Origin of the sequence: Roseixanthobacter pseudopolyaromaticivorans (genome assembly GCF_043195145.2) — a bacterium.
In the GTDB taxonomy this organism is placed as follows: Bacteria; Pseudomonadota; Alphaproteobacteria; order Rhizobiales; family Xanthobacteraceae; genus NCEH01.
In genome coordinates this window covers 5,012,140-5,036,832 of sequence record NZ_CM195539.1, presented here as the reverse complement: position 1 = coordinate 5,036,832, position 24,693 = coordinate 5,012,140, and the positions used below count along the sequence as shown (strand labels likewise).

Genomic DNA, 24,693 nt, shown 5'->3' with positions numbered 1-24,693 from the left:
AGCTATTCGGATTTGTCTTCCAGCCCACGCCGCAAGCGCCTGATGATTGTCGAACGAGATCGTTCGTCGGCGGCGGCGTTGACCTCCTGAGTGATATCGATGAGGAGCTTGGAGAGGTCGTTGTGCCAGTCGAGTCGCGCAACTTTGTCGGGTTTAAGCCGACGAGGCTTGTTGACGTCGATCTGCTGGGCCGCCTCGGGGCCAAGCTCATAGGCATCGTCGATGAGCGGCAGGATGAGCCGGTTGTACCCCAGAGAGGATGAAAGCCGGTCGCGCAACCCATCGAGCCCGGCTTCTTCGCCGTGGGTGAGGAACATCGATCGGCGCACCGGGAAGCGCTTCTTCACCCAGGACACGAGTTCTGGCGCGTCAGCATGGCCGGAATAGAAGTCGAACTGTTCAATGCGCGCCTTGACGTCGACCTCTTCACCCTGGATGCGGACCCGCGAGGCGCCGTCGAGCAGAATGCGCCCGAGTGAGCCTTGCGCCTGAAAGCCCGCCATCATGATCGTAGCGTTGTGTCGCCAGAGGTTCGCCTTGAGATGATGGCGGATACGGCCAGCATCGCACATGCCGCTGGCAGCGATCACGATGAAGAAGCCGGAGAGCCGATTGATGGCCTTGCTTTGCTCAACGGTCTCAGTGAAGCGAATGGAGTCGGACCGCAGCGCGGCAAGCAATTCGTGTCCACCATCTATCTCGGCAGCATGACGCTCGAAGACAGCGCTGGCTCGGGTTGCCAAGGGCGAGTCGACGAAGATTGGTCCGGACGGTGTCGAGCCATCACGTGCAAGCAGGAAAAGGTCCACAAGCAGTTCCTGGGTGCGCTCCACCGCGAAGGAGGGGATGACGAGCGGACCTCTCTGCTCGGCCGCGCGCCTGACTTCCTCGCCCAACTTCGCTCGGCGGCCTTCGCGGGAAACCTCTGACCGGTCACGATCGCCATATGTGGCCTCACAGATGAGGTAGTCCACGCCGATCGGCCCATCCGGCTCGGCCTGCAGCAACTTCTGACCGGGCCCGATGTCGCCGGAGAAAAGCAACCGCAGCTGCCCTTCCTGTGTGCCGGTATCGATCTCGATCTCAACCGAGGCCGACCCGAGCAGATGTCCGGCATTCCAGTAGCGTGCGCGCATTCCGGTCGCGACAGTTGTCCATTCGCCATATTGCACCGGCCGGAATTGGCGCATGCACGCGGTAACGTCCGACATCGTATAGATCGGCGTAATCTGTGGGCGGCCCCGCTGCGCGTTGCGGCGGTTGAGGTGCTCGACTTCCATCTCCTGGATGTGCGCTGAATCCGGCAGCATGACGGAGCAAAGATCGACTGTCGGCAACGTCGCGTAGATCGGCCCCGCGAATCCGTGCTTGATCAGCTTCGGAAGGAGACCGCTGTGGTCGATGTGTGCGTGGGTGAGGAGGACGGCATCGATCGCGTCTGGTCTGAATGGAAAATCGCCGTAGTTCAGCTCCTTCTCGGATTTTGAACCCTGGAACATGCCGCAGTCGACGAGAACGCGACACTGTCCGGTTTCGATCTCGTAACACGAGCCGGTAACGCCGTGGGCGGCACCGTGAAAACGTAGAACCGGGCGCATGAACCCTTCCCAATGTCTGAAGCCGAGAGGGCCTGTCGCCATCCCTCGAAAGGCTTTCGCATGAGCCGCGTCTCGGTCAGCTCGAAGCCCACTGAACTCCATGCTAGCCTAGCACGAAAGAGTTGCCCGGCAATCACGGGCTTGGCCCAAGGGATCTGTCCGCAGTGTTGAAGCTGAAGCGCATCGGGATCGACACGCAAAACGAGAGCATCGCTTATGTCGACAGGCACTGCCAGCTGTTCAGACCCGACCAGCACCGAGCTCTGAAAAAGGTCAGCATCACCGGGGAAGGAGGACGCGAAGTTCTCGCATCGCTCGCCATTGCCGACGACGAAGGTATCGTTGCTGATGACGAACTCGGGCTCTCGGAGCAGGGTTTCTCAAGCCTCGGCCTTCCGGAAGGTTCTCCCGTCACGATCGCACCCGCAGTGCCTCCCCGCAGCCTCGAAAGCGTTCGCTCGAAGATCAGGGGCGCCACGCTTTCCTCGGACGACATCCGCAACATCGTCGTCGATATAGCCCATCACAGATACAGCGAAATGGATCTCGCAGCCTTTCTGATCGGATCGGCGAGTTTCATGACCACAGACGAGCTATTGGCACTCACAGAAGCGATGATCGCGGTCGGCAGGAAGCTGGAATGGCGTCAGCCGATGGTCGTCGACAAGCACTGCATCGGTGGGATTCCTGGCAATCGTACCTCAATGATCATCGTCCCGATCGTGTCGGCCTACGGCCTCACGATCCCCAAGACATCATCGCGGTCCATCACATCTCCGGCGGGCACAGCCGATACGATGGAGGTGCTTGCGCGCGTCAACCTGTCGGTAGATGAAATGCGCCATGTCGTGAACGAGTGTGGTGGCTGCATCGTCTGGGGTGGCAACGTGAACCTCTCGCCAGCCGATGACATCATGATCTCGGTGCAGCGCCCGCTGGGGATCGACACGCGTGAGCAGATGGTGGCTTCCATCCTGTCAAAGAAGGTGGCGGCAGGATCTACGCATCTTGTGGTGGATATTCCTGTTGGACAGTCCGCAAAGGTCCGCGGGATGGAAGATGCGGTGCGCCTGAGAAAACTGTTCGAATTTGTCGGTGACCGGCTCGGACTGCACATCGATGTCGCCGTCACTCCGGCCGCCGAACCAATCGGGCGGGGCATCGGGCCTGTGCTGGAAGCGCGTGACGTCATGGCCGTGTTGCGGTGTGAGGCGGACGCGCCTTCGGACCTTCGCGAAAAGTCCCTGCAGCTGTCCGCGCGCATCATCGAACTGGATCCGGCGTGCCGCGGCGGAACCGGTTATGCACGTGCCAGGGAATTGCTGGACTCAGGCTCCGCCTTGCGTTCGATGGAAAGAATAATGAGGTTGCAGGGCCCCCCGTCCATGACCTTCAATCTCGGCGAGCTGACCCATGAGGTGAATGCGAAAGTCAGCGGGAAGGTCCGAGACATGGATTGCTACCGATTGGCACGGATCGCCCGGTTGGCGGGCGCTCCACTCGATCGCGGCGCCGGCATCGATCTTCTTAGGAAGACAGGCGAAGTCGTAGAGGCAGGCGAAGTCGTCTATCGGATTCATGCGGCCCACGCAGGAGACCTGGCGTTGGCAACCGAAGCTGCCGAACGCAATGTCGGCTTTGCGGTGGCACCCGCCAGTTTGCCCTGATGCCCGTCTGGTCCACCGTCCACGCCTTCGGCGATCATGAAGAACCTGCGCGGCGGCTCGCGGAAGCACTCGGCTCGGATTTCAGGAGGATTGAACTGCGGCGGTTTCCGGACGGCGAAAGCCTGGTACGGATAGCGCCGGAGACGGGAGCAGCGGTCATCTATTGCAGTCTCGATCATCCGAATGATCGGCTGGTTGACCTTCTGCTCGCATCGTCCGCCTTACGGGACTCGGGCGTCCGGTCCATCGTGCTCGTAGCACCGTATCTCTGCTACATGCGCCAGGACGTGGCCTTCCAACTGGGCGAGGCAGTCAGCCAGAGGGTTGTTGCCGGACTTCTGTCAGATGCATTCGAAGGGCTGGTCACCGTCGACCCGCATCTGCATCGGACGCACGACCTGAACAGTGTCTTCAGCATACCTGTTACGCAGTTGAGCGCCGCGCTCCTTCTGGGTCGCGCGATCACCGCCAACAATGCCGGGAAGGACGCTGTCCTCGTCGGGCCTGACTGGGAATCCCGACAATGGGTCGAGACTGCCGCGAAAGCATCGGCACTTGATGTTCTCGTCGGCAGGAAGGTGCGCCGCGGCGATCGCGATGTCGCCATCGAGATTGCCGGGTTGGATCGCGTCAAGGGACGGACGGCAGTCATCGTCGATGACGTTGTATCGTCGGGGTCGACCGTCTGCGCCGCCACCCGTCATCTTCTGGATGCGGGAGCAGATCGCGTTGAACTGTTCGCAACGCACATGCTGAGCTCCGGAACAGACACTGCAGCGCTACATACTGCTGGGGTCTCCCGAATCGTCTCGACCGACAGCGTGCGCCACGCCACGAACAAGATCCACCTCGCACCCCTCCTAGCTGAGGCGCTGCGTATGGGAATCGAATGACCCATAACCCTTCGGGCTTTGCGCCATGGGCTTCGCAAGCGTCGAGCTGGAGGATGCCGCTGCTGACCCGAGTGAGACGATCTCTGGAGAGCGTGGCACGTAGATCAAGCCCAACCCGTTGCGGCCCTACCTGCAACGAAATTCGCCGCCTTGCTAAGCCTCGGACGGAACAGCGGTCAACGATGGGACCCACTCAGTTTGATACGCGCCTCAAAGCCATCGATATGGCCGGGGCGCGGTGAAGAGAGGTCGAGCCTGGTACCAATCCGCTCGGCGATTGTCGCCACTATCGATAGTCCGATCCCGCTTCCCCGGCCGATACTGCCGTTTCGCTCGAAACGCCTGGTGAGCAATTCCAGTCTTTCCGGAGATACGAGCGGCCCCCCGTTCGCGACCGAGAGTTCTCCACTCGCTGACAGCGAAACCTCGACCGCAGAATTCTTGCCGCCATGCTGAAGCGCGTTGTCGATGAGGTTGCGGCAAAGGATTCCGACCGTATCGGGGTCAATCGGCGACAGGACCGACGTGTCAGGAAGTGCCAGAACGATGCGTTCCTGCTGTCCGCTACGGTTCATGTCGTGCACGACCACGGACACCGCATCGCGCAGGTCACTGTCGGCGTCCAGCGTCAGCCGCCCACCTTCCGCCCGGGCCAGCTGCATCAGCCGTTCGGATCGCGCGGTGAGGCGCTTCAGCGCGGCCTCGATGTCGGAGGCGCGCTGCGCTGTTTGGGGTTCCGCGGTCTCCTTGCGGATGCGCTGCGCCTGGGCGATGGCTCCGGCAAGCGGGGTGCGCAGTTCGTGGGCGGTATTTGCCGCGAGGCTCCTCTCGGCGTCGAAGGCCGACCGTAGCCGTGCGAGCAAAGCATTCATGGTCTCGGCCAGTGGCGCGACTTCGCTCGGCAGGTCTTCGGCGGAGACAGCGGCGAGGTCCTTCTCGCTGCGGGTCTCCAGCTGTTCGCGAAACCTGCGCAGGGGCCGCGTGCCCTGTCGTACCGCGAGGATGATCGCGCCGAAGGCCGCTGGTATGACGAGGAGCACCGGGAGCCCCAGCACCATCTGCATCTCGCGAATGACAGAAGTTTGGTTGGACACCGGCTGCGCGACGGTGATGACGACGGTGCCCTGCAAAGCCTCTTCGCTGTAGAGGCGATGCCGCGCGGTGCGCCGGAAACCCGGACCGTCATAGGGCGGGAAGGCGGAAAGATCTGCCGCGTGGGATTGCAGCAGAACCGCGCCGCTTTCGTTCCGCACCACATAGGTGAACAGCTCCTCGTGGCTGCGGATTGCCGCCAGCCGCTGGCTGGCCGCGTCGCCGTCCTCGCGACTGACGATGTCGAGCACCGCCAGCGGCAGCAGGCGTTGCGCCGTCTCCTGAAGCGACGAATCGAAGACCTCCTCGATCTCGTGCCGAAGTAGTACAGCGGTCGCCCATGCGGCGCCGACCCATATCGCAAGCATGACGGCGCCTAGCGTCAGCAGGAGCCTTCCCTGCAAGCTGCGCGGCAGCCTCATGCCCTTGCCAGCCGATAGCCGAGGCCGCGCTCGGTCTGGATGAGATCCGGTCCAAGCTTTTTGCGCAGGCGACTCACATGAACCTCGATCGTGTTGCTCTCGATCTCGGAATCAAAATCGTAAAGCTTCTCCTCCAGCTGGGATTTCGACAGCAACTGACCGGGGCGGGTAAGGAATGCGTCCAGCAAGGCCCATTCGCGTGCCGTCAGCTGAACTGCCTTTCCTTCGCGCCGGACGCTTCGGCGGGCGATGTCGATTTCCAGCGGACCGATGCGGATGATCGGGTTGGGATTGCCGGAATACCGTCGTGCGACCGAACCGATCCGCGCGGAAAGCTCGTCCAGATCGAATGGCTTGACGAGGTAGTCGTCGGCTCCGGCCTTCAGCCCTTCGATCCGATCGGAGACTTGGTCAAGGGCCGTCAGGATGATGACCGGGGTAACGTTGCCTGCGCCGCGCAACCCCTTCAGGAAGACGATGCCACGACCGTCCGGCAGCATGAGGTCGAGAAGGACCAGATCGTGCGCCGCGCCGGCCATCGCGTCGCGAGCCGCGTCAAGGCGCGTCACCCAGTCGACCGAATGCCCGTCACCGGCGAGTTGGTCACGCACCGCCGCACCCAGCACAGAATCGTCCTCGACCAGCAGCGTACGCATCTCATGCCTTCATTCGAAATCGAACTGTATCATCATCGCTGATCCTGACGACTTGCTGAAGCAGCATGCGGCCGCGCTTCAGGAAAGCGTCAGCTTGATCTTCCAATATGAGGAAAGTCACCCCGGCTGGAGTCATGTGCCATGCGCCTCGCCCTGACAATTCTCGCGTCGCTCGTCGCCCTGCCGATTGGCAGCGCGCGGGCCGATGACGACTGCTTCATTCCGATGGCCGACTGGATGCCGCGTGAGGCGGTGGCCGCGATGGCGGCTGAGCTTGGCTGGACCGTGCGCCGGATCAAGATCGACGACGGCTGCTACGAAATCATCGGAACCGACGCCGAGGGCCGGCAGATGGAAGCGACGGTCAATCCCGCGACCCTCGAGGTGATGAAGATCGAAGCGGACGATGACGACCGTGACAACGGAGCCCACCACAAAGGGCGACGAGAAGACAGGTAGCGCGGCTTCATCAAGCCGTAACCGGATTGACCAGGCCCCGCCACCCCGGCGGGGCCTTCTGCTTTCTGGCCGCATGCTGACGGGAAGCTGAAGCAGAAAGTCCGGACGCGTCAGCGAGCGATCAGATGGAGGCTCCACAAGAGGCCAGCAGAAAAGGAGACCTGCCATGAAGAAGACCTTTGCAATCCTCGTCGCCTCGACCGCTCTGGCCATCGGCGCCGGCATTCCAGCCTGGAGCGGCATGCACCGCGCCGCGCATGCGTCGGCGAGGACCGATGATGACGGCATTCTGAAGCTCGCCAGCGATGACCGCCTTGATCGGGATCACGTAAGAAGGGCGCGCAGCGACGACGATGACCACCGCTACGGGGACGATGGCCATGACGATGACGACGACGATGACGACGATGACGACGATGACGACGGATACGGCCGGAGGGCATCGACCAACCCCGCGCCGGCGGGAACCGTCGCACCTCCCGCCAATGGCCTGTTCGGCAGCGACGCGGCTCCCAAGGTCAAGCTGAACTGACGGACTGATCGTGAAGCACTTCGGAGAATCATCATGAAGAAGATCCTGGCCGCACTGGTCCTGACGACCGCGCTCACGCTTCCCGGCGTGGCGCTGGCTCGTCCCGTGACCCTGACGACGACGCTGAAGAGCTACGGCGGCGACGGCGCCTACCTCGCCATCTACGTCACCGACGCCAAGGGCGCCTATGCCGGCACCTTGTGGATGGCGGGCGGCAAGGCGAAGTATTACGAGCACCTGGCCGACTGGTACCGCGCCACGGGCGGCAATGCGGCGGAAATCAACGGAATCACTGGGGCCAGCGTCGGGGCCGGGCGCACCCTGGAGATCACGCTCGACCTCGCCGACGCGTTATTCGACGCAGGCTACACGCTGCATCTCGATGCTGCCGTGGAGGACATGCGCGACAGTCCCAACGACGTCTCGGTGCCGTTGACGTCGGCGAATGCCGGGCAGGCGGTCCAAGGCCGCCGTTACGTCGCCAGCCTCGCCTACGCGATGTGAGGCTGTCATGACTCGGCTGCTCCATCGCTGGCCCGGCCTCGTCGGCCTTGCGTTGCTGGCGCTGCTTGCGCTCAGCGGCGCGGCACTCTCAATCTTCCCTGCGGCGGAGATGATTTCTTCGCCGCAGGCCGATCCGGCTGCAAGCGTCGCGGAACTCGCAACAAGGATTCAATCGGCAATTCCAGGCGTCGAGCAGATCAGGCGTTCGCCGTCTGGCCGCATCACCGCCTTCTGGTTCGACAAGGGTACCCCGGGCTCGGCGGTGATTGACCCGGAGACCGGACAAGCGGTCGGGTCGGCCGATCCGAACCAGGTCGAACGCTGGCTGACGAACCTGCACCGCTCGCTCTTCCTGGACGACACGGGACGCCTCGTTTCGGCGGCGGGCGCTGCTTCCATGCTTCTGCTGTCCGTCTCGGGAATCCTGCTGGTGGCGCGGCGCACCGGTGGCTGGCGGCGCTGGTTCTCGCCGCTGCGCGGCCCGCTTGCCGGGCGCGTCCATGTCGAACTCGCGCGTGCCGCAGTTCTGGGCCTGCTTCTTTCTTCGGCAACCGCGCTCTGGATGACAGCCTCCACCTTCAGCCTTCTTCCTGACGGGCCAGCAGCGCTGGATCAGTCCGACGCGAGCGGCAAGAAGGGCGCCGCGCTCTCCGCAATGCCGCTGCTCGCGGCTACGCCGAGCGATGACCTGCGCGAGCTCACCTTCCCGTACCCTGACGATGCAACCGACGTCTTCACCCTGAAGACCGATAGCGGAACGGGTGCCATCGACCAGGGCACCGGGCAGACGCTCGGCTGGGTCGACCTGACCGCCTGGGAGCGCGCTACGGAAACCGTCTACATGCTCCACACGGGTCGCGGCGCGTCTCTGCTTGGGCTGCTTCTGGGCGTTATGGCGCTCGCGGTGCCTGTCATGGGCATCACCGGCCTTGCCGTCTGGGCCGCCGCGCGGGGCGGCCGACCGCCGATCAAGGGCAATGCCTCGCCTTCCGGCGCGGATCTCGTTGTGCTCGTCGGCAGCGAGGGTGGCAGCACCTGGGGCTTTGCCGCGACGCTCCACGCGGCGTTGACCAAGTCCGGCAAGCGAGTTCATGTCGCGCCGATGTCCGCCTTCGCGCCCGGCAGAACCCGGGCCGCGCAAAATTACATCATGCTCGCTGCCACTTATGGGGACGGTGACGCACCGGCTTGCGCCAAGGGCTTCCTCGACCGTCTGGCCGCACTTCGGGCGGCTCCCTCGGCACCGGTCGCGGTGCTCGGCTTCGGTGACCGGAACTTCCCGCGCTTCTGCGCCTATGCCGAGGCTGTCGGTGCCGCCGCACGCGTGAAGGGATGGGAGACCATTCTGCCCTTCGACACCATCGATCGCCAGTCGCCGCAGGAGTTCGCGCGGTGGGGCCGCGCACTGGGGCAGGCTCTCGGCATCCCGCTGGAACTGGACCACCAGCCGGTCGCGCCCCGGACGACCGGATTGACGCTGGTTTCTCGCCGCGACTACGGCCAGGACGTGCAGGCGCCGACCGCGATCCTGCGCTTCGCCCTGCCGCGCCTCGGATTTCTACAACGCCTATTGGGCCGCGGCTTCGCCCGTTTCGAGGCGGGGGATCTCATCGGGATTCTCCCGCAAGGCGCCACCGTGCCGCGGTTCTATTCTCTGGCATCCGGCAGCCGCGACGGGTTCCTCGAAATCGTGGTCCGCAAACATGCCGGCGGCGTTTGCTCCAGTATGCTGACCGGGCTTCAGCCGGGCCGGTCTGTCGAAGCCTTCCTGCGGCGCAATCCGACTTTCCATCCGCCCCGCGGTCGCAAGCCGCTGATCCTGATCGGAGCCGGCACCGGGATTGGACCGCTTGCGGGCTTCGTCCGCGCCAACGATAGCTTGCGGCCCATGCATCTGTTCTTCGGGATGCGGCATCGCGACAGCGACTTCCTCTACGGGGAAGAACTGGCGCACTGGTCTTCCGAAGGTCGACTGGCGAGCCTGGCAACCGCCTGCTCGCGAGGCTCGCATCCGCGCTACATCCAGCACGTCATTGCGCGGGAAAGCGCGGCCCTTGCGGCAGCAATCGGGGCCGGAGCGCACATCATGGTCTGCGGCGGGCGCGAGATGGCTTCCGGCGTTGCAGAAACTCTTGCCGCGATCCTGGAGCCCATGGGCCTATCGCCGGCGCGGCTCAAGGCGGAGGGACGCTATGTCGAAGATGTCTACTGATCCGGTTCGTCATGCGCTGAGCGGCCCGACCATGGGAACGCGCTGGTCGGCTCTGTTCTGGGCTGAGCCCGGATTCGATGTGGCCCGGATCCGCTCCGGCTTGCAGGCTGCCGTCGATGAAGTCGATGCGCAGATGTCGATCTGGAAGACCGACAGCGCTCTCATGCTGCTGAACCGAGCCCCGATCGGCGCGGCAGTGCCGATACCCGCGATGCTCGAACAGGTCCTGCAACTCGGCGTGGCCATCGGCAAGGCATCCGGCGGTGCATTCGACATGGGCGTGGGCGACGCCGTATCTGCCTGGGGGTTCGGGCCGGGTAGCGCCTCTCAAGATTCAATCCGCGCAGCGATGTCGGCGCGCCGCGTGTCGGCAGTCGAAGCCCTCGCGTTCGGCCAGGGAACCGTGACGAAGCGTACCGCGATCATGCTCGATCTCAATGGGATCGCGAAAGGGGTCGGAGTTGATCGCCTTGCCGAATCGCTGTCGGCTTTCGGCGTCCGCGACGCTCTGGTCGGGATCGACGGCGAGATGCGTGCCATGGGCCATCGACCGGACGCGCAGCCATGGACGGTCGCCGTGGAAAAGCCCGATCCGGATCGACGTGCGCCCCATTCGGTCCTTGCTTTGACCAACTGCGCGGTGGCGACCTCTGGCGATTATCGCCACTTTGTCACCGTAGACGGACGACGGCTGTCGCATACGATCGACCCGAAGCGCGGCGCGCCGCTGCTCCAACCGCCTGCCTCGGTGACGGTTATAGCCCCATCATGCGCCGTCGCCGACGCCTGGGCGACGGCGCTGATGGTCCTCGGGCCTGCCGAAGGGAGTGCGTTGGCGCGGAAGATCGGCCTCGAAGCATTGTTCCTGCTTTGCGACGAACGCGATACGGTTCGCGCACGGGGCGTGGGCAATTCATTCGTGCATGCCGCCTAGGAGCGACTTTGGTATGGAACTTTCAGTAGGCGACAGGGTGAAGACAGCGCTTCTGGCGGTGGCGGGGGCAGGCCTTCTGGGAGGTCTCGTCCTAGCCTACGTGATGGACCGACCGGATCTTGCTGCGACTACCTGGATGATCGGAGTCATCCCCATTCTGGCTGCACTGCTGGTCGAGATCCTGCGCAGCCTTGCGCGAGGCGAAGTCGGGCTGGACATTGTCGCGGCGCTGTCGATGACGGCGGCTCTTGTGTTCGGCGAGACGCTGGCCGCCGCGGTCGTTGCCGTCATGTACTCCGGCGGCACGTTTCTCGAAAGCTTTGCCGAGGGTCGCGCGCGGCGGGAGATGCGCGATCTTCTTTCGCGCGTCCCGCGCACGGCAACACGGCACCGCGACGGCCGCCTCGAGGACGTGCCGCTCGATGAGATCGCGCCCGGAGACCGGCTCCTGATCCGGCAGGGCGACATCGTTCCCGTCGATGGCACGGTCGAGTTTCTGTCGGCGTTCCTCGACACCTCCGCGTTGACGGGCGAATCCTTGCCGATCAAGCTCACCGCTGGCGCAGAGGCGATGAGCGGCTCGACCAATGCCGGCGATGCCTTCAATCTCGTTGCCACCAGGGAGGCGCACGACAGCACCTATGCAGGCATAGTGCGCCTGGTCGAACAGGCCCAGTCATCCAAGGCTCCCATGTCTCGGCTCGCCGATCGTTGGTCGCTTGGCTTCTTGCTCGTGACCGTGGGGATCGCCTTCGCCGCGTGGTGGTTCACCAACGACCCTATCCGGGCAGTTGCGGTGCTGGTAGTCGCGACGCCATGTCCGCTGATCCTGGCGGTGCCCGTGGCGCTGGTGGCGGGCCTCTCACGCGCCGCCCACTTCGGGGTGCTCATCAAAGGCGCCGGTCCGCTTGAGGCCATGGCGCGCGCGCGCACGCTCATTCTCGACAAGACCGGCACGCTGACCGACGGCCGACCGCAGATCGTTTCGATTGACACTCATGACGGTATCGAGACGGATGAACTGCTGCGGCTTGCGGCCGCTCTCGACCAGGCAACCAAACACCCTGTAGCCCAGGCGATTGTTGCCGGAGCGCAGGAACGCGGACTGACGCTGCCCGTCCCCCAAGAGGTCAGGGAGACGCCTGGCGAAGGGCTGACCGGCATCGTCGAGGGCCGACGAGTGATCGTGGGCGGACACGGCTTCGTGGTGGGACAAGTCGATGCCGCAGCCGTCGACCATCCGGCGCTGTCGGCGGGTTCGGTGCTGGTGGCGGTCGGGATCGACGGCAAGCTCGCAGGCCACATGGTCATGGCCGATCCATTGCGCGATGGCACACATGACATGCTGTCGGGACTGCGTCGACAGGGGGTTGATCGCATTCTTCTGGCTACCGGAGATCGCCATGAGGTTGCGGAACGCGTGACCGCCGGCCTGGGGCTTGACGGCATACGCGCCGGACTTACCCCGGATCAAAAGGTTCTTCTGGTCCTCTCGGAGCGCAAGCGCGGCCCGGTGATGATGGTCGGCGACGGGGTGAATGACGCTCCCGCCCTGGCCGCAGCCGACATCGGCGTGGCCATGGGGGCGCGAGGGGCAGCCGCCTCCGCGGAAGCCGCCGATGTCGTCTTGCTGGTTGATAGAGTGGACAGGCTCGGGCCGGGCGTCGAGATCGCTCGCGGAGCCCGGCGAATCGCTCTCGAAAGCGTTGTGGCGGGCATCGGACTTTCTGTCATGGGGATGATCGCGGCCGCTTTCGGTTATCTCACGCCTGTCCAGGGGGCACTGATCCAGGAAGCCATCGACATCGCCGTTATCCTCAACGCGCTGCGTGCACTTCGAATCCAACCAGCCGAAACCGGGCCGATGCATCTGACTGACGGCGCGCTTGTAACTAGGAAAGGTATAAAGACATGAGCCGCCTTTCGCATTCGGAAGTCCACATGGTCCATCGCATCGGATGGCTGCGCGCCGCGGTGCTTGGAGCCAATGACGGTCTGGTCTCAACGTCCAGCCTCGTCGTGGGCGTGGCGGCGGCGGGGTCTGGTTCCACGGAAATCCTGATCGCGGGCTTCGCCGGTCTCGTCGCCGGGGCCATGTCCATGGCTGCGGGTGAGTACGTGTCAGTGAGTTCGCAGACCGACGCTGAGAATGCGGACCTCGCTCGCGAACGGCGGGAACTGGCGGAGACGCCGGATGCCGAACTAGAAGAGCTGACCCAGATCTATATCAAGCGCGGCCTCGATCGCGACCTCGCGGGCCAGGTTGCCGCCCAGCTTACGGCAGGTGACGCGCTGGCCGCCCATGCCCGCGACGAACTTGGCATCTCCGAGACCTTGGCCGCGCGGCCGGTCCAGGCAGCTTTGGTTTCCGCATTGACCTTCGCGGCGGGTGCCATCGTTCCTGTGCTGGTGGCAATGGCTACGCCTGCCGACCAGACCAGCATTGTCGTCGGTGCATCGACCATCGTTGCCCTGGCGATCCTTGGCGGACTGGGAGCGAACGCAGGCGGAGCCGGCATACTGCGCGGCGCGCTTCGCGTCACTTTCTGGGGCGCGCTCGCCATGGGCGTCACCGCCGCCGTCGGTGCTCTGTTCGGTGTGAGCGCGGGATGAGGTCCAAGGCCCTCCCACTTTGTCCTGCGAGGGTTCCGGGAAGTCTGCGACCTTTGCGGCGCCGTCGTTTGCCTCGCCCAGACAAGGCAATGCATTGCAACGTCTTCGCGGCTCAGATTCTGAAACCGACGCCCACCGCATCCGAATTCGCTATCGTGCGAATTGGGCAACAGGCTTTGATGGGTTTCGGCTGACCCGATGGACCACACTATTGCAAGACTGGGGCTGGCTCTGGCGATTGGCCTTCTCGTGGGTCTGGAGCGCGGATGGCGTGAGCGTGACGCTGCCGACAGGAGCCGTACGGCCGGCATTCGCACCTTCGGCCTGTCGGGGCTGCTGGGCGGCATCTTTGCCGCGCTCGCAGCCGCCTTGGACTCAAGCGCCATATTGATTGCCGGTTTCTTCGGCTTCGCGGCAATCTTCGCCTGGTTCTCCTCGCACGAAGCCGAGCATGACCAGAATTTCAGCGTGACGGGTGTCGTGGCAGCATTGAGCGTGTTCGCGCTCGGCGCACTGGCGGTTGTCGGCGATCAACTCGTCGCTGCTGCAGGCGGAGCCGCGCTCGCAGCTGTCCTGGCCAGCCGGGAGATGCTTCACGGTCTGCTGCGTCGCCTGACCTGGATCGAACTGCGCTCGGCCATCGTCCTTGCAGCGATGACCGCGATCGTCCTGCCCCTCCTTCCGGACAGAACCGTCGATCCCTGGGGAGGGCTCAACCCGTTCGAGATCTGGTTCTTCACCGTCATTGTCGCGGCGATATCCTTCGGTGGCTATGTCGCGGTGCGCTTGCTGGGCGAGACGCGCGGATTGCTCGTCGGATCGATCGCCGGCGCCGTTGTTTCGTCTACCGCGGTCACCGTCGCACTGGCACGTATGGCCAGAGCGGAAGCCAACGCGACGCCGCTGGTGGGCGGGGCAGCGCTTGCGGCGCTGGTATCCGTTCTGCGGGTCTGCGCCATCGTTGCGCTGCTCGCACCTCAGGTCATCGCGTACATGATCGCGCCCGCGATCGCCGGTGGATTCGTCCTTGCCGCGGCTGGCGTCCTGCTCCTGCGTCGAAGCGGCGCGCACGATGCCGGCGACCAGCCCGGGCGCAATCCGTTCGAATTTGGAGCCCTCCTGGTCTTTGCCGCTGCGTTCGCACTTGTTTCCACTGTCAGCGCGGCACTCTCGAGCCGGTTCGGTGAGAGCGGGCTTTTGGCCACGACTGCCGTTTCAGGCGCGTTTGATGTCGACGTGGCCGTTCTCAGTTCGCTTCGGCTTGCCGACGGGGGAACCGCCATCGCGCTCGTGGGTCAAGCCGTGCTTGTCGCGCTCGCCACAAATGCCGCAGGGCGTTTGGTCCTCGCAATTCTCGCCGGTCCCCCGCGTTTCTCGCTCCCGCTCGCTGCAATCACGGGATGCGCGGTCGTGGTGGCTGTCGCTGCCTTCGTGTGGTTCCCCTTCGCTTGAGATCAGCGGTCGGCCTGCCCGGCGCGCGAGGAATTTGCCGCTGTTTCCCAAGCAGAAATAACCACACGGCGACCGCCTCCGAACGACAATGTCCTTCTTATTCTCGCTTGAACCGGACCGTTAGTAGATGACACCGTTCAGGCCGAGTTTCAGAGGGGCCCCGAATGGCGGGTTTCGGGCCGCAGGCAAGCCAAGCGGAACGACCGAAATGGGGTCGTCTGCTGCCACAGGTGGGCTGGAAAGTTTATTGAATAAACTTCTCCTCCGGCCGCGCCCGCTATGACCATAACCATTTGCTGCGGGCTGGCCCTGACATTAGCCATGTATGTAACATAACAGAAAGTCGGCTTTCGATAGTTTTGATGATGTATTCACCTAACTCGCTACCTTTCCAGCGTCCTGCACATCGCCCGGAATGGGGCGGAAAGGCGACGGCCCCGCTCATGGTCATAGTGAGATTATTCAGTTCAGCTTACTGAAAGCGCCTCAATCACGCGGCACTCCGAAACGCGCCCCTGATGACATTCACCTACCATGCGGGCCAACTCGTCGCGCAAAGAGAGCAAGCGGGCGATGCGTCTTTCGACTTCCTCAAGCTGTCCCTGTGCAATGCGGCTCGCGTCCTCGCACGATGCTTCGGGTTGCTCCTGCAAAGCCAGCAACACCCGAACACTTGGCAGATCGAAACCAAGATCGCGGGCATGGCGGATAAAGCCCAGCCGCTCTGCATCGACGGTGCTGTAAGTGCGCCGTCCGTTGGATTGGCGGGCAGGCTTGGGCAAAACCCCGATGCGCTCGTAATAGCGGATTGTTTCGATGTTCACGCCTGCCTGTCGGGATAAGTCGCCAATCTGCATCTTTTCGTCTTGCTCCTGTAGTGACTACAGGTTGTAGCATAACAAGGCTAGAATTTCGAGGATCGACCATGGCCGCCGCAACCGACACAGTCCGCTATCATGTAACCGGGATGGACTGCTCGTCCTGTGCCGCCAAGATCGAGGGCGCGACCCGCAAGGTCGATGGCGTCAATGATGTGAAGGTGTCGATTGCCTCCCAGATCATGACGCTAAAAGTCGATGACCCGGCGCGGCGTCTGCCAGTGGTGGAATCCGCCATAACCGACCTTGGCTATCAACTCGACCGCCTAGGCCAACACAAGGCCGAAGGCGCGGGCGATGATGATGACGACGACCAAATTCCCGACCTGTCGCACGTCACCCCGGCGTATAAACGGGCGCTCTGGATCGTCGTCCTGCTCAATGTCGGATATGGCATTATCGAGATTGGCGGCTCAATCCTGTCAGGATCACAAGCCCTTCAAGCCGACTCCCTCGACTTTATCGGGGATGGTCTGATTTCATTTCTCGGCCTGATCGCTGTCGGATGGGGTCTTGCTGCCCGCGCTAAAGCAGCCCTGCTGCAAGGCGTGTTTCTAGCCCTGCTCGGCTTCGGCGTGATCGGCTCGACCGCCTACCGGGTGTTTGTCGAGCATGAACCGCAAACCATGCTGATGGCGGGGTTTGCTTTCGTGGCTTTCATCGTCAACGTGCTGGCTGCCGTGGTGCTGATCCCGCACCGAAAAGGAGATGCCAATATGCGGGCCGTATGGCTGTTCTCGCGCAATGACGCAATTGGCAATCTGGCCGTTGTCGCTGCTGCTGCTCTCGTTTGGTGGCTCAATAATCCATGGCCGGATTTGCTGGTTGCCTTCGCCGTGGCGGGCCTGTTCCTGCAATCGGCATGGTCGATCATTAGAGACGCACGGCAAGACCTTTCACAAGCCCGCCGCGTTTAGTCTCATAGTCGATATTACCCGTTTCCGTGGCCTGCGGCTTCTTTCCAGAGATGGCATTGGTGCGCCGAAAGACAGGGGCAAATGCCGACCAGGGCAGCATCTACGGCTTAACGGCTAAGCCATTCAAATCATTGCGCCTGGCATGGGACACAACCATTGCAGGGGGTCGGCCCCAGCATGAGTCGTGCATGTAACGTTTGAATCCCCGGTTTTTGGGCACCTTCATGACGTTCCGCCTCCGGCAAACATGTTGTTCCTCTTCTTAGGAATGGCTTATTTGGGGTGGCAAGCTGCCGACCGCTTCTGGGGCCCAAGCCGGGAAAGCGGCCGTTCAGCAGGCTACTGTACTTCGACCACAATGCGCCTCCTATCCGGCCGTTCGACTGCCGCTTGCGGCGTCCCGAAAGCCGACATTGCTCACGGCCTAGCCAAGCGCAAGCCGATTACTCCGGCGTATATGTTCGAACCCCACCCGGTCCGCCACTTTGGTAAAAATCGGGAACGCCGATTCTCGCCGACTTCCCTCCTTTGGTGGCTACCGGCTTCCTCAACAGGGTATTTTTGCTGCCCTTGATGTAGATCGCGTCGTCCGCGATCTCGACGTGTTGGTCGAAGGCGCTGACATGTTCCCGCCGATAGCCGCCCTTTCAAAGCCGGAGGCGAGTGCGAGCTTCGCTTGCCAGCTCCGGCACGGCCGCTTTGGCGTGACTCTAAATTCAAACAGCAAAGCGCCCGATGGGTTGCACCGGGCACTTCTTTCTCAAGTCACCTCGAGATTACTTGGTAGCGAGGATTTCGAAATTGTGGGCGTTTGCCACCACACCGTCGTCCCATCCACCTGAGATCAATTCTGAAGCCTTTTCATTCAGGAGTCCGGCGACTTGTCCGGCAAAGTGCGCTTCGCGGCCAGAGTTGTCGGCAAAGATGTCGAAGATGGCGAAGTTGGTCTCGTCAATCTGCAGCGCCGCCCAGAACAATGTCTTGGGTTCAGTTTCTGCGCCGATGGGGCCGGCGGCGGTCAGCAAGGCTGCCAATTCGGGGCCTTTACCTGGAGCAGCTTCGAGCTTGATGTAAGTTGCGGTTGTTGCCGTGGAGAGATCAACCGGCGCCTTGACCGACAGGACATCGGAGTTGTTGATATTCGCGACAACACCGTCGTCCCATCCGCCGTCGACCAGTGCGTCGGCGTTTTGGTTCAAAGCCGCAGCAACCGCTCCTGAGAAGTGAGCGTCGCGTGCTTCTTCGTCTGCGAAGATGTCAAAGATTGCGAGCGTGTCATCGGCTTGCAGAGCAAACCAAAGGACGGTGCCCGGCTCTGTGTCCCGCACGATCGCTGCGGCACCAGCCAGAAACTCCGCGAAAGCTCCGGTCTGGCCTTCGGCGGCCGGCATGGCGATGTAGCTGGCTGTATGATTTACCATTGGGTTGTCCTGTGCAGTTGCAGAAGTTGTGATCAGCGCCAGTGCGGCGACTGTTTGAAGGATTTGCGTTTTCATGGTCGTCTCCTGATTTGAAGTGCTTCATGTTTGGTTTTGATGCACTCTTGTCCCATGCCGAATGCGCCCGAACCCAATTCCGAAGTTCTATTCTTTGATAGACATGGACTATTGAAGTTGGTTTGATGGCGTGGCTGGAGATGTAACGGAGAATGCGGCGATGGAAATGAACCAGATCAGGTATTTTCTCGCTGTCTGCGAGCACCGAAACTTCACCCACGCAGCCAGCGCCTCCAATGTCTCCCAGCCTTCCTTGACGACTGCGATCAAGAAACTTGAAGACGAGCTTGGAGGTGACCTGTTTGTCAGGGACCGAGCGGGATGCAGGCTGACTCCGCTGGGAAGACTCATGCAGCCAAGATTGCAGAAGGCTCATGATGAGACGAGACAGGCGAAGGCGGAGGCGGTCCGTCATGTGCGCTTGGAGCGGGTTCCAATCTCTGTTGGTGTCGGCGAAACGATTGGCCACAACAGGATTTCGGCAGCTATGGAGCGTACTCGTACGCGATTGCCGCAAGCCGAAATCGAATTGATCGTTGCGTCAACCTCCGAGCTTCTTGCCGGGTTACGAGATGGTGAATTTGACGTTGTAGTCACCGCAGAGAAGGTCAGTGAAGACCTCTATCGCATAGACCATCTCTATGAAGAGGACTACAAGGTCGTGGTGTCAAAGTCGCATCCGTTGTCTGAACTAAATGCGATCTCTCTTTCGACGCTGGCTAAGACTGACATGCTGGACCGACTAAATTGCGAAATGCGGGATACTTTGCATGGAACCTGCGCGGATCATGGTCATGAACTCTACGCGGCCTATCGGTCAAATCGCGTGGATTGGTTGGTTGAACTGGCGCGACAAGGGTCAGGTGCGGTGATCCTGCCAGCCACCGCTATTCCTTCGGACATGGGCTTGGTGTCGAAACCCATCGATGGTCTTGAATTATCAAGAACTGTTTTGGCTCTTCGATATCGGCACCAAACGACGAGACCAGAGACAAATGATCTGATCCGTGAGATGACGCGCACGCTGGCGTAGTGAGGTCGGTAATCGACATTCGCCCATCGTGCAGCATTCGTCACTTTGGGCTCAGACCAGACTTTCGCGGCATCACGCTCGAACGTCCGTTCTACTTTTCTTCGAGATCTCGCCCGCAATCCGCCACTTAGCGCTGGAGAAATTGCGCCAGATTGCGGTGAAGGTCACAGCGAACCACACCCATCGTGTGCGGTGATAGTCGTCGGTGACGAGGCCGTACTCTTCAAGAAGCCACCGCGCCGCGTGAGGCGACCTTCGGCGCGGGTAACAGTGGGTGGGTTCTTTTCAATCTTGAAGAGCCGCTTGATTTCCCTGATGACCTCTTCAGCAGACGGCCCCGGCTTTGCCGTCGGGTGAAATGAATGAACGGCAGGTTTCGGGTTCCGAACGCGGCGCTCCGAACGGCGACAATGGGGTCGGAAGCTGTCGCAAAATATGGTCGAAAGATATGTCTTTGTCGTGAAGGTTGTCGCTCCAACAACATGGAGCGCAAGAAATGGAAATATCAGATCAGACTACCTCCCTTGATCCCTACTTCGCGTCGTTCGAGGACAGTCTTTCTGCAAAGAACTACAAACCCGATACCCTGGCGAATTACCGATACCTGCTTCGCCGCTTCGGGCGATTGCTCGAAACCGAGGGCATTGCACCCTCGGCGTTGACGCCAGAACTTGCCGTCGAACTAGGGCGACGGTTGCCGGTCACACCAAAAAGCCAGATCAAGGTTCCCAATCTTGCCAGGCTGTTTGTCGCGCATCTGATTGAGATCGGGGTGGCGACACGGCCACCGTTGACACCTGCGCAGGCCGAACGTGCAGAGTTGCTGAGCAATTTTGAAACCTATCTTCTGCAGCAGCGCGGCCTCAGCCCGCGAACGATTTATCATGTGCTGCGGTTCGCGGATCGCTTCCTCGATCATCGCTTTGGTGACAATATGCTCGATCTTCCGGCGATGAACATCCGGGATGTCGTGGCGTTCATGGAGCACCTGCTCGCGCGCAAGCACCCGTTCCGCGACAAGACGCCGGCCACGCATCTGCGCAGCTTCTTCCAGTATCTGTTCGCACAGGGCCTGACGACGACCAACCTGTCGCTCAGCGTGCCTAGGACGCATAAGCCCTGGGGCGCCAGGCTTCCGCGTCATCTGTCTCCCGATGAGGTGGAGGCAGTTCTGGCCTCGGTACGGGTCAATCCGCGGCGCGGCGCCCGCGACTACGCAATGCTGATGCTGATGGCCCGCCTCGGCTTGCGCGCACCGGAGGTCATCGCGATGCAGCTTGATGACGTGGACTGGCGGGCCGGCGAGTTGCTGGTCCGTGGAAAAGGCCAGCGTCATGATCGGTTGCCAATCCCGCCCGACGTCGGCGAAGCCATCATCGGCTATTTGCAGCAGGAGCGAACGTCAACGACCACGCGCACGCTGTTCGTGACGCACCGAGCGCCAAACCGCCCATTCAAGGACAGCCAGGTCATAAACGACATCTTGAAGGAAGCGTTCGCGGCGACGGGCGTGAAGCCGCCGACGCCCTATGTGGGCTCGCATGTTCTGCGCCACAGCCTAGCGACGAATATGGTGCGCTCCGGCGCATCGCTTGAGGAAATCGGCGATCTGCTACGGCATCGGTCGCGGGCGACGACGATGATCTACGCGAAACTCGACACGGATGGCCTACGCTCCATCGCCCAATCTTGGCCCGTCGCGGAGGAGGCACGATGAGCTTCCTTGCCGAACTTGACCGCTACGTGACTCTCAGAAGAGTCCTCGGCGCCGATCTGAGTACCGATGCACGGATACTCCGTCGCTTCGCCACCTTCGCCGACCGCGATGGCGCGCAGCACGTGAACACCAATCTGGTCATGCGCTGGCTCGAGAGCCTGCCATCCGCCAGTCCCGGAACCCGGGCAACACGCTTCAGGGTGGCCCGTCAATTTGCGGAATGGTTGCATGGCATTGATCCGAGGCACGAGGCTCCACCCCGAGGATTGGTGCCTGGCCGCCTTCAACGCGTGCATCCATATATTTATAGCGAAGCTGAAATCGTTGCGATCATCGATCAGGCGCGGACGTTACCATCGGTCTACGGCCTGCGTGGCCTGACCTGCTCGACGCTCTTCGGGCTGATCGCCGTGACCGGACTTCGGATCAGCGAAGCTCTCGGTCTCGATCCTGCTGACCTGGAGGTTGAATCCGGCATTCTTCACGTCCGGCAGGGCAAACTCGGCAAGGAGCGATTGCTGCCGCTGGATCATAGCGTCGTGCAACGGCTCGAAAGCTACGGCCGCGAGCGGGACCGGCTGCTCGGGCGCAGGCCGGGAGCATTCTTCGTGACCTGCGAGGGGCATCGTCTTGGCGATTGCAGCGCCCGCTACAACTTCGCGCATGTGTGCCAGCAGATTGGGCTACGAGAGCCGCAGCTTTATCTTCGACATGGCCGTGGGCCGCGCATTCACGATCTTCGCCACACCTTCGCGGTGCGGACCATGCTGAACTGGTACCGGTCGGGCAAAGATGTCAGCCGCGAGATGATCAAGCTCACGACATGGCTGGGTCATGCAAGCCCTGCCAATACCTATTGGTATCTGGAAGCGGTCCCGGAACTGCTGGAACTGGCTTCCTCCCGAATGACTGGCGTGGCGGCGGAGGCGGGAATCCGATGAAGGCGACCAACTTCCCCGCGCTGATCCAACGCTTCTTCACCGACCGGCTCTCTACGCAAATGGAGGCGAGCCGCCACACCGTCGCTGGCTACCGGGACACATTCCGGTTGCTGATCCGGTATGCGAGTTCCAGGTGCGGGAAGCCGCCGACGAAGCTCACGATCGAGGATCTCGACGCCGATCTCGTTGCCGACTTCCTGACCCATGTGGAAACGGCGCGCGGCAACACGGCGCGCACCCGCAATACACGCCTTGCCGCGATCCGATCATTCTTCCGCTACGTCGCAATGACCGATCCGAGCTGGCTTCTTCATTGCCAGCGTATTCTCTCGATGCCGAACAAGCGGTATGTGAAGCGAAGCGTGACGTTCCTTGACGCTCAAGAGATCGCGGCGCTGCTCGCAGCACCAAATCGAACGATATGGGTGGGACGCCGTGATCACGCTCTGTTGCTGCTTGCGCTTCAGACCGGATTGCGAGCGTCAGAACTGATCAATCTGCGCTGCAAGGACGTGGTTCTTGGGACTGGCGCCTACATCCGCTGCATCGGAAAGGGGCGGAAAGAACGCAGCACTCCTCTTCGTCGCGATACAGCTAAGCTGATTCAGGGCTGGATAGGCGAACGCCGTAACAGCGATGGGCCATTGTTCCCGTCGATCCGGGGCGAGCGGCTCAGTCGCGATGCGTTGGAACACCTGGTGCGCAAGCATTGCCTAGCAGCATCACGAGTTTGCCCGAGCCTCGCAGGCAAGCGCGTCACGCCGCACACGTTGCGGCACAGCACGGCGATGGAATTGCTGCATCATGGTGTCGACCAATCCGTGATCGCTCTATGGCTTGGGCACGAATCCGTGGAAACAACCCAGATCTATATCCACGCCGACATGCGGCTGAAGGAAAAGGCGCTCGCGCAGGTTGCCAGCCCAGAAACGCATACCGGGCGTTATCGCCCAAGCGATGAGCTGCTCGCTTTCCTCGAAACGCTCTGATTATGCCGAACTGCCGCATGGCCGACAGCAGACGCAACGGCCGCCGAACTCGGCCATGCGGCATAATCCAGCTTACGGCATAATGCACGTTATGCCGATATCGGCATAACGGCCACGCCAGCGGACATCACAGCCGCCTTAACCGCGACTTCTCGACGTCCTTCGGCACGAAGAAATACGCTTTCGAAGAGCTGATCGCCGAGATGAGTGCTGCCTTCTGCTGCGCATCGCTCGGTATCGTCCCGACCGTCCGCCATGCCGACTATATCGGCTCCTGGCTGGAGGTGCTGCGCGAGGACAACCGCGCGATCGTCCGCGCCGCCTCGCAGGCAAGCAAGGCCGCGGACTGGATCTTGTCATTCCTGCCCGAGGCCGAAACGACGGATACTGGCGCCAAAGCGATCGACAGGAGGGCGGCGTGATCCTCGTGACCGACGAGCTGCGCGCGCAGCTTCTGGCCAATGGCCGCCAGCGCGGTGTCGACCATGTGCCTGTGGTGAAGTTCTTCAACCCGCTCGGCGAAGGCGTCTGGCTCGCCACCGAACTGGACGCCGATGGCGACACGCTATTCGGCCTGGCCGACCTCGGCGAGCCGGAACTCGGATATTTCTCCTTAGAGGAAATGATCGCGGTGCGCCTGCCGTTCGGGTTGGGTATCGAGCGCGACATCCTCTTCACCGGCGAGTTCCCGATCTCGGTCTGGGCCGAGGCCGCGCGCGAAGCCGGCAGCATTCGCCGCGCCGAACGGATTATCCGTGCGGCAGGGCGGTCCAGGTGGGACGGCGTGTGATGCGCTTTCGCCGCTGGCATCGATCCGAACCCTATGGCGACACGTCGCGAAAGCGTGCGGCGTTTCTCCGCAAGCAGCGCCTCGAACGCGAGGCGCTGCCGCTCTTCGCTGACGAGATCGCTGCCGGCCAGCAAGGCGTCGACGAGGAGATGGCCCGCCGGGCCATCTGGTGGGACGAGGCAGAGCGGGAGCGCCGCCGCATGCGGGCGGCCTCCTGGCGCAAGGCCCGCGCCCGCCTGTTCGTGTTGCCCGACGCGCTGCGGAGCACCGTCCGCGAGATCTGGCGCGATTGCCCCTATCCGGCCGATCCGGGCTATTTCGCGGATCTGCTTCAACAGATCGACGTCGGCCGCGTCGATCCGCACCGGCCGCCCTGGAAGTTCCACCCGGAGCTGAAGGCGCGGATGACCCCGGACCCGTCGAGATTCGACGCCGCCTTCCGCCAGATCGGCCAGCGCAAGGTGGGCGGCGGGCCGAAGACCACGGAGGCGGACGAGCTGCTGTTTTGTGGCAATCTCGGCTCCGGCATCCTCTTCCTGCGTTCGCGCGTGCGCCTGATCGAGCGCCACGAGAGCTTCTACACCTCGTCGGGCCATCGCCTGCGCGACTCCAAGGTCGGCAGCGGTGGACAGTTCGTCGAGATCGCATAGGCGTCGGCCCGCAGGGCAACGCCTATGCGATCCCGACGAAGGATCGCAATCTGCGCGTCCTGCCGCTTCCGGTCATCCGAGGCCATGTCGCCGACTTCCTCCGATACGCCGCCCGCCGGTCGGACCTGCGTTTCGAGATCACGCCCATCGGCTGCGGCCTCGCCGGATATCGCCCCGACCAGATCGCCCCGATGTTCGCCGGCTCTCCGGACAACGTGATCCTGCCCGACGCCTTCCGCGCCGTGCTG

22 protein-coding genes and 2 pseudogenes are annotated in these 24,693 nt (G+C 62.5%); 19 read left to right on the top strand and 5 right to left on the bottom strand.

Features of this window, described 5'->3' with window-relative positions:
• Window positions 1–2 precede the first annotated feature (2 nt).
• A complete protein-coding gene (locus V5F68_RS23575) occupies window positions 3–1,598 on the bottom strand; it encodes an MBL fold metallo-hydrolase (protein WP_182575006.1) in 1,596 nt (531 codons plus the stop codon).
• Between the two features lie 164 nt (window positions 1,599–1,762).
• On the opposite strand from V5F68_RS23575, the gene V5F68_RS23570 reads away from it, so the two are divergent.
• Together V5F68_RS23570 and V5F68_RS23565 are read left to right on the top strand one after the other, a co-directional pair.
• On the top strand, window positions 1,763–3,265 hold the full coding sequence (locus V5F68_RS23570; RefSeq protein ID WP_182575007.1) for a thymidine phosphorylase family protein: 1,503 nt from the start codon (window positions 1,763–1,765) through the stop codon (window positions 3,263–3,265).
• Window positions 3,265–4,158 carry a ribose-phosphate diphosphokinase gene (locus V5F68_RS23565; RefSeq protein WP_182575008.1) on the top strand — a complete coding sequence of 298 codons (894 nt, stop codon included), beginning with the start codon at window positions 3,265–3,267 and terminating at the stop codon, window positions 4,156–4,158. The genes V5F68_RS23570 and V5F68_RS23565 overlap by 1 nt, the downstream gene beginning before the upstream one ends.
• Before the next feature lie 176 nt (window positions 4,159–4,334).
• Here V5F68_RS23565 and V5F68_RS23560 read toward each other — a convergent pair whose 3' ends face one another.
• Both V5F68_RS23560 and V5F68_RS23555 read right to left on the bottom strand, forming a co-directional pair.
• Complete coding sequence (locus tag V5F68_RS23560; protein ID WP_377907456.1) at window positions 4,335–5,618, bottom strand: ATP-binding protein; 1,284 nt, start codon at window positions 5,616–5,618, stop codon at window positions 4,335–4,337.
• 50 nt (window positions 5,619–5,668) lie between these two features.
• Window positions 5,669–6,328: a response regulator transcription factor gene (locus V5F68_RS23555; protein WP_182575010.1), complete on the bottom strand. Its 660-nt coding sequence runs from the start codon at window positions 6,326–6,328 to the stop codon at window positions 5,669–5,671.
• Window positions 6,329–6,469: 141 nt separating this feature from the next.
• Between V5F68_RS23555 and V5F68_RS23550 the strand changes: the two genes are divergently transcribed.
• From V5F68_RS23550 to V5F68_RS23515, 8 genes are all read left to right on the top strand, one after another.
• On the top strand, window positions 6,470–6,787 hold the full coding sequence (locus tag V5F68_RS23550) for a PepSY domain-containing protein (RefSeq protein WP_182575011.1): 318 nt from the start codon (window positions 6,470–6,472) through the stop codon (window positions 6,785–6,787).
• 166 nt (window positions 6,788–6,953) lie between these two features.
• Window positions 6,954–7,319 carry a hypothetical protein gene (locus V5F68_RS23545; RefSeq protein ID WP_394012926.1) on the top strand — a complete coding sequence of 122 codons (366 nt, stop codon included), beginning with the start codon at window positions 6,954–6,956 and terminating at the stop codon, window positions 7,317–7,319.
• A gap of 33 nt (window positions 7,320–7,352) precedes the next feature.
• Window positions 7,353–7,823, top strand: coding sequence for a DUF2271 domain-containing protein (locus V5F68_RS23540; RefSeq protein ID WP_182575013.1), 471 nt, complete (start codon window positions 7,353–7,355; stop codon window positions 7,821–7,823).
• 7 nt (window positions 7,824–7,830) lie between these two features.
• Window positions 7,831–10,035, top strand: a complete 2,205-nt coding sequence (locus V5F68_RS23535) for a PepSY domain-containing protein (protein WP_182575014.1) — start codon at window positions 7,831–7,833, stop codon at window positions 10,033–10,035.
• Window positions 10,016–10,969, top strand: coding sequence for an FAD:protein FMN transferase (locus V5F68_RS23530; RefSeq protein WP_182575015.1), 954 nt, complete (start codon window positions 10,016–10,018; stop codon window positions 10,967–10,969). Before V5F68_RS23535 ends, V5F68_RS23530 begins: the two co-directional genes overlap by 20 nt.
• Before the next feature lie 13 nt (window positions 10,970–10,982).
• A complete protein-coding gene (locus tag V5F68_RS23525) occupies window positions 10,983–12,884 on the top strand; it encodes a heavy metal translocating P-type ATPase (RefSeq protein ID WP_182575035.1) in 1,902 nt (633 codons plus the stop codon).
• Window positions 12,881–13,582, top strand: coding sequence for a VIT1/CCC1 transporter family protein (locus V5F68_RS23520; protein ID WP_182575016.1), 702 nt, complete (start codon window positions 12,881–12,883; stop codon window positions 13,580–13,582). Before V5F68_RS23525 ends, V5F68_RS23520 begins: the two co-directional genes overlap by 4 nt.
• 198 nt (window positions 13,583–13,780) lie before the next feature.
• On the top strand, window positions 13,781–15,034 hold the full coding sequence (locus tag V5F68_RS23515) for an MgtC/SapB family protein (RefSeq protein ID WP_182575017.1): 1,254 nt from the start codon (window positions 13,781–13,783) through the stop codon (window positions 15,032–15,034).
• A 467-nt stretch (window positions 15,035–15,501) separates the two neighbouring features.
• Here V5F68_RS23515 and V5F68_RS23510 read toward each other — a convergent pair whose 3' ends face one another.
• Complete coding sequence (locus V5F68_RS23510) at window positions 15,502–15,891, bottom strand: MerR family transcriptional regulator (RefSeq protein WP_146291690.1); 390 nt, start codon at window positions 15,889–15,891, stop codon at window positions 15,502–15,504.
• A gap of 68 nt (window positions 15,892–15,959) precedes the next feature.
• Between V5F68_RS23510 and V5F68_RS23505 the strand changes: the two genes are divergently transcribed.
• Window positions 15,960–16,829: a cation efflux transmembrane domain-containing protein gene (locus V5F68_RS23505; RefSeq protein ID WP_246132708.1), complete on the top strand. Its 870-nt coding sequence runs from the start codon at window positions 15,960–15,962 to the stop codon at window positions 16,827–16,829.
• 776 nt (window positions 16,830–17,605) lie between these two features.
• Here the strand turns inward: V5F68_RS23505 and V5F68_RS23500 are convergent.
• On the bottom strand, window positions 17,606–18,325 hold the full coding sequence (locus V5F68_RS23500; RefSeq protein WP_394012927.1) for an NIPSNAP family protein: 720 nt from the start codon (window positions 18,323–18,325) through the stop codon (window positions 17,606–17,608).
• 160 nt (window positions 18,326–18,485) lie between these two features.
• Here V5F68_RS23500 and V5F68_RS23495 point away from each other — a divergent pair, with 160 nt between their 5' ends.
• The 8 genes and pseudogenes from V5F68_RS23495 to V5F68_RS23460 form a co-directional block, all read left to right on the top strand.
• The gene (locus tag V5F68_RS23495) at window positions 18,486–19,358 is read left to right on the top strand and encodes a LysR family transcriptional regulator (protein ID WP_090600530.1); all 873 of its coding nucleotides are present in this window, start codon (window positions 18,486–18,488) and stop codon (window positions 19,356–19,358) included.
• A 496-nt stretch (window positions 19,359–19,854) separates the two neighbouring features.
• Window positions 19,855–21,075: a site-specific integrase gene (locus tag V5F68_RS23490; RefSeq protein WP_024897184.1), complete on the top strand. Its 1,221-nt coding sequence runs from the start codon at window positions 19,855–19,857 to the stop codon at window positions 21,073–21,075.
• Window positions 21,072–22,016, top strand: coding sequence for a tyrosine-type recombinase/integrase (locus V5F68_RS23485; RefSeq protein WP_149145806.1), 945 nt, complete (start codon window positions 21,072–21,074; stop codon window positions 22,014–22,016). Before V5F68_RS23490 ends, V5F68_RS23485 begins: the two co-directional genes overlap by 4 nt.
• The gene (locus tag V5F68_RS23480) at window positions 22,013–23,005 is read left to right on the top strand and encodes a tyrosine-type recombinase/integrase (protein WP_024897186.1); all 993 of its coding nucleotides are present in this window, start codon (window positions 22,013–22,015) and stop codon (window positions 23,003–23,005) included. The genes V5F68_RS23485 and V5F68_RS23480 overlap by 4 nt, the downstream gene beginning before the upstream one ends.
• A 110-nt stretch (window positions 23,006–23,115) precedes the next feature.
• A pseudogene (locus tag V5F68_RS23475) lies at window positions 23,116–23,427 on the top strand (zincin-like metallopeptidase domain-containing protein); the annotation flags it as partial.
• A complete protein-coding gene (locus V5F68_RS23470) occupies window positions 23,424–23,795 on the top strand; it encodes a DUF2958 domain-containing protein (RefSeq protein WP_322432478.1) in 372 nt (123 codons plus the stop codon). The pseudogene V5F68_RS23475 and the gene V5F68_RS23470, both read left to right, overlap by 4 nt.
• Complete coding sequence (locus tag V5F68_RS23465; RefSeq protein WP_394012928.1) at window positions 23,795–24,445, top strand: hypothetical protein; 651 nt, start codon at window positions 23,795–23,797, stop codon at window positions 24,443–24,445. Before V5F68_RS23470 ends, V5F68_RS23465 begins: the two co-directional genes overlap by 1 nt.
• A pseudogene (locus tag V5F68_RS23460) lies at window positions 24,442–24,621 on the top strand (A1S_2505 family phage non-structural protein); the annotation flags it as partial. The gene V5F68_RS23465 and the pseudogene V5F68_RS23460, both read left to right, overlap by 4 nt.
• Window positions 24,622–24,693: the final 72 nt, after the last annotated feature.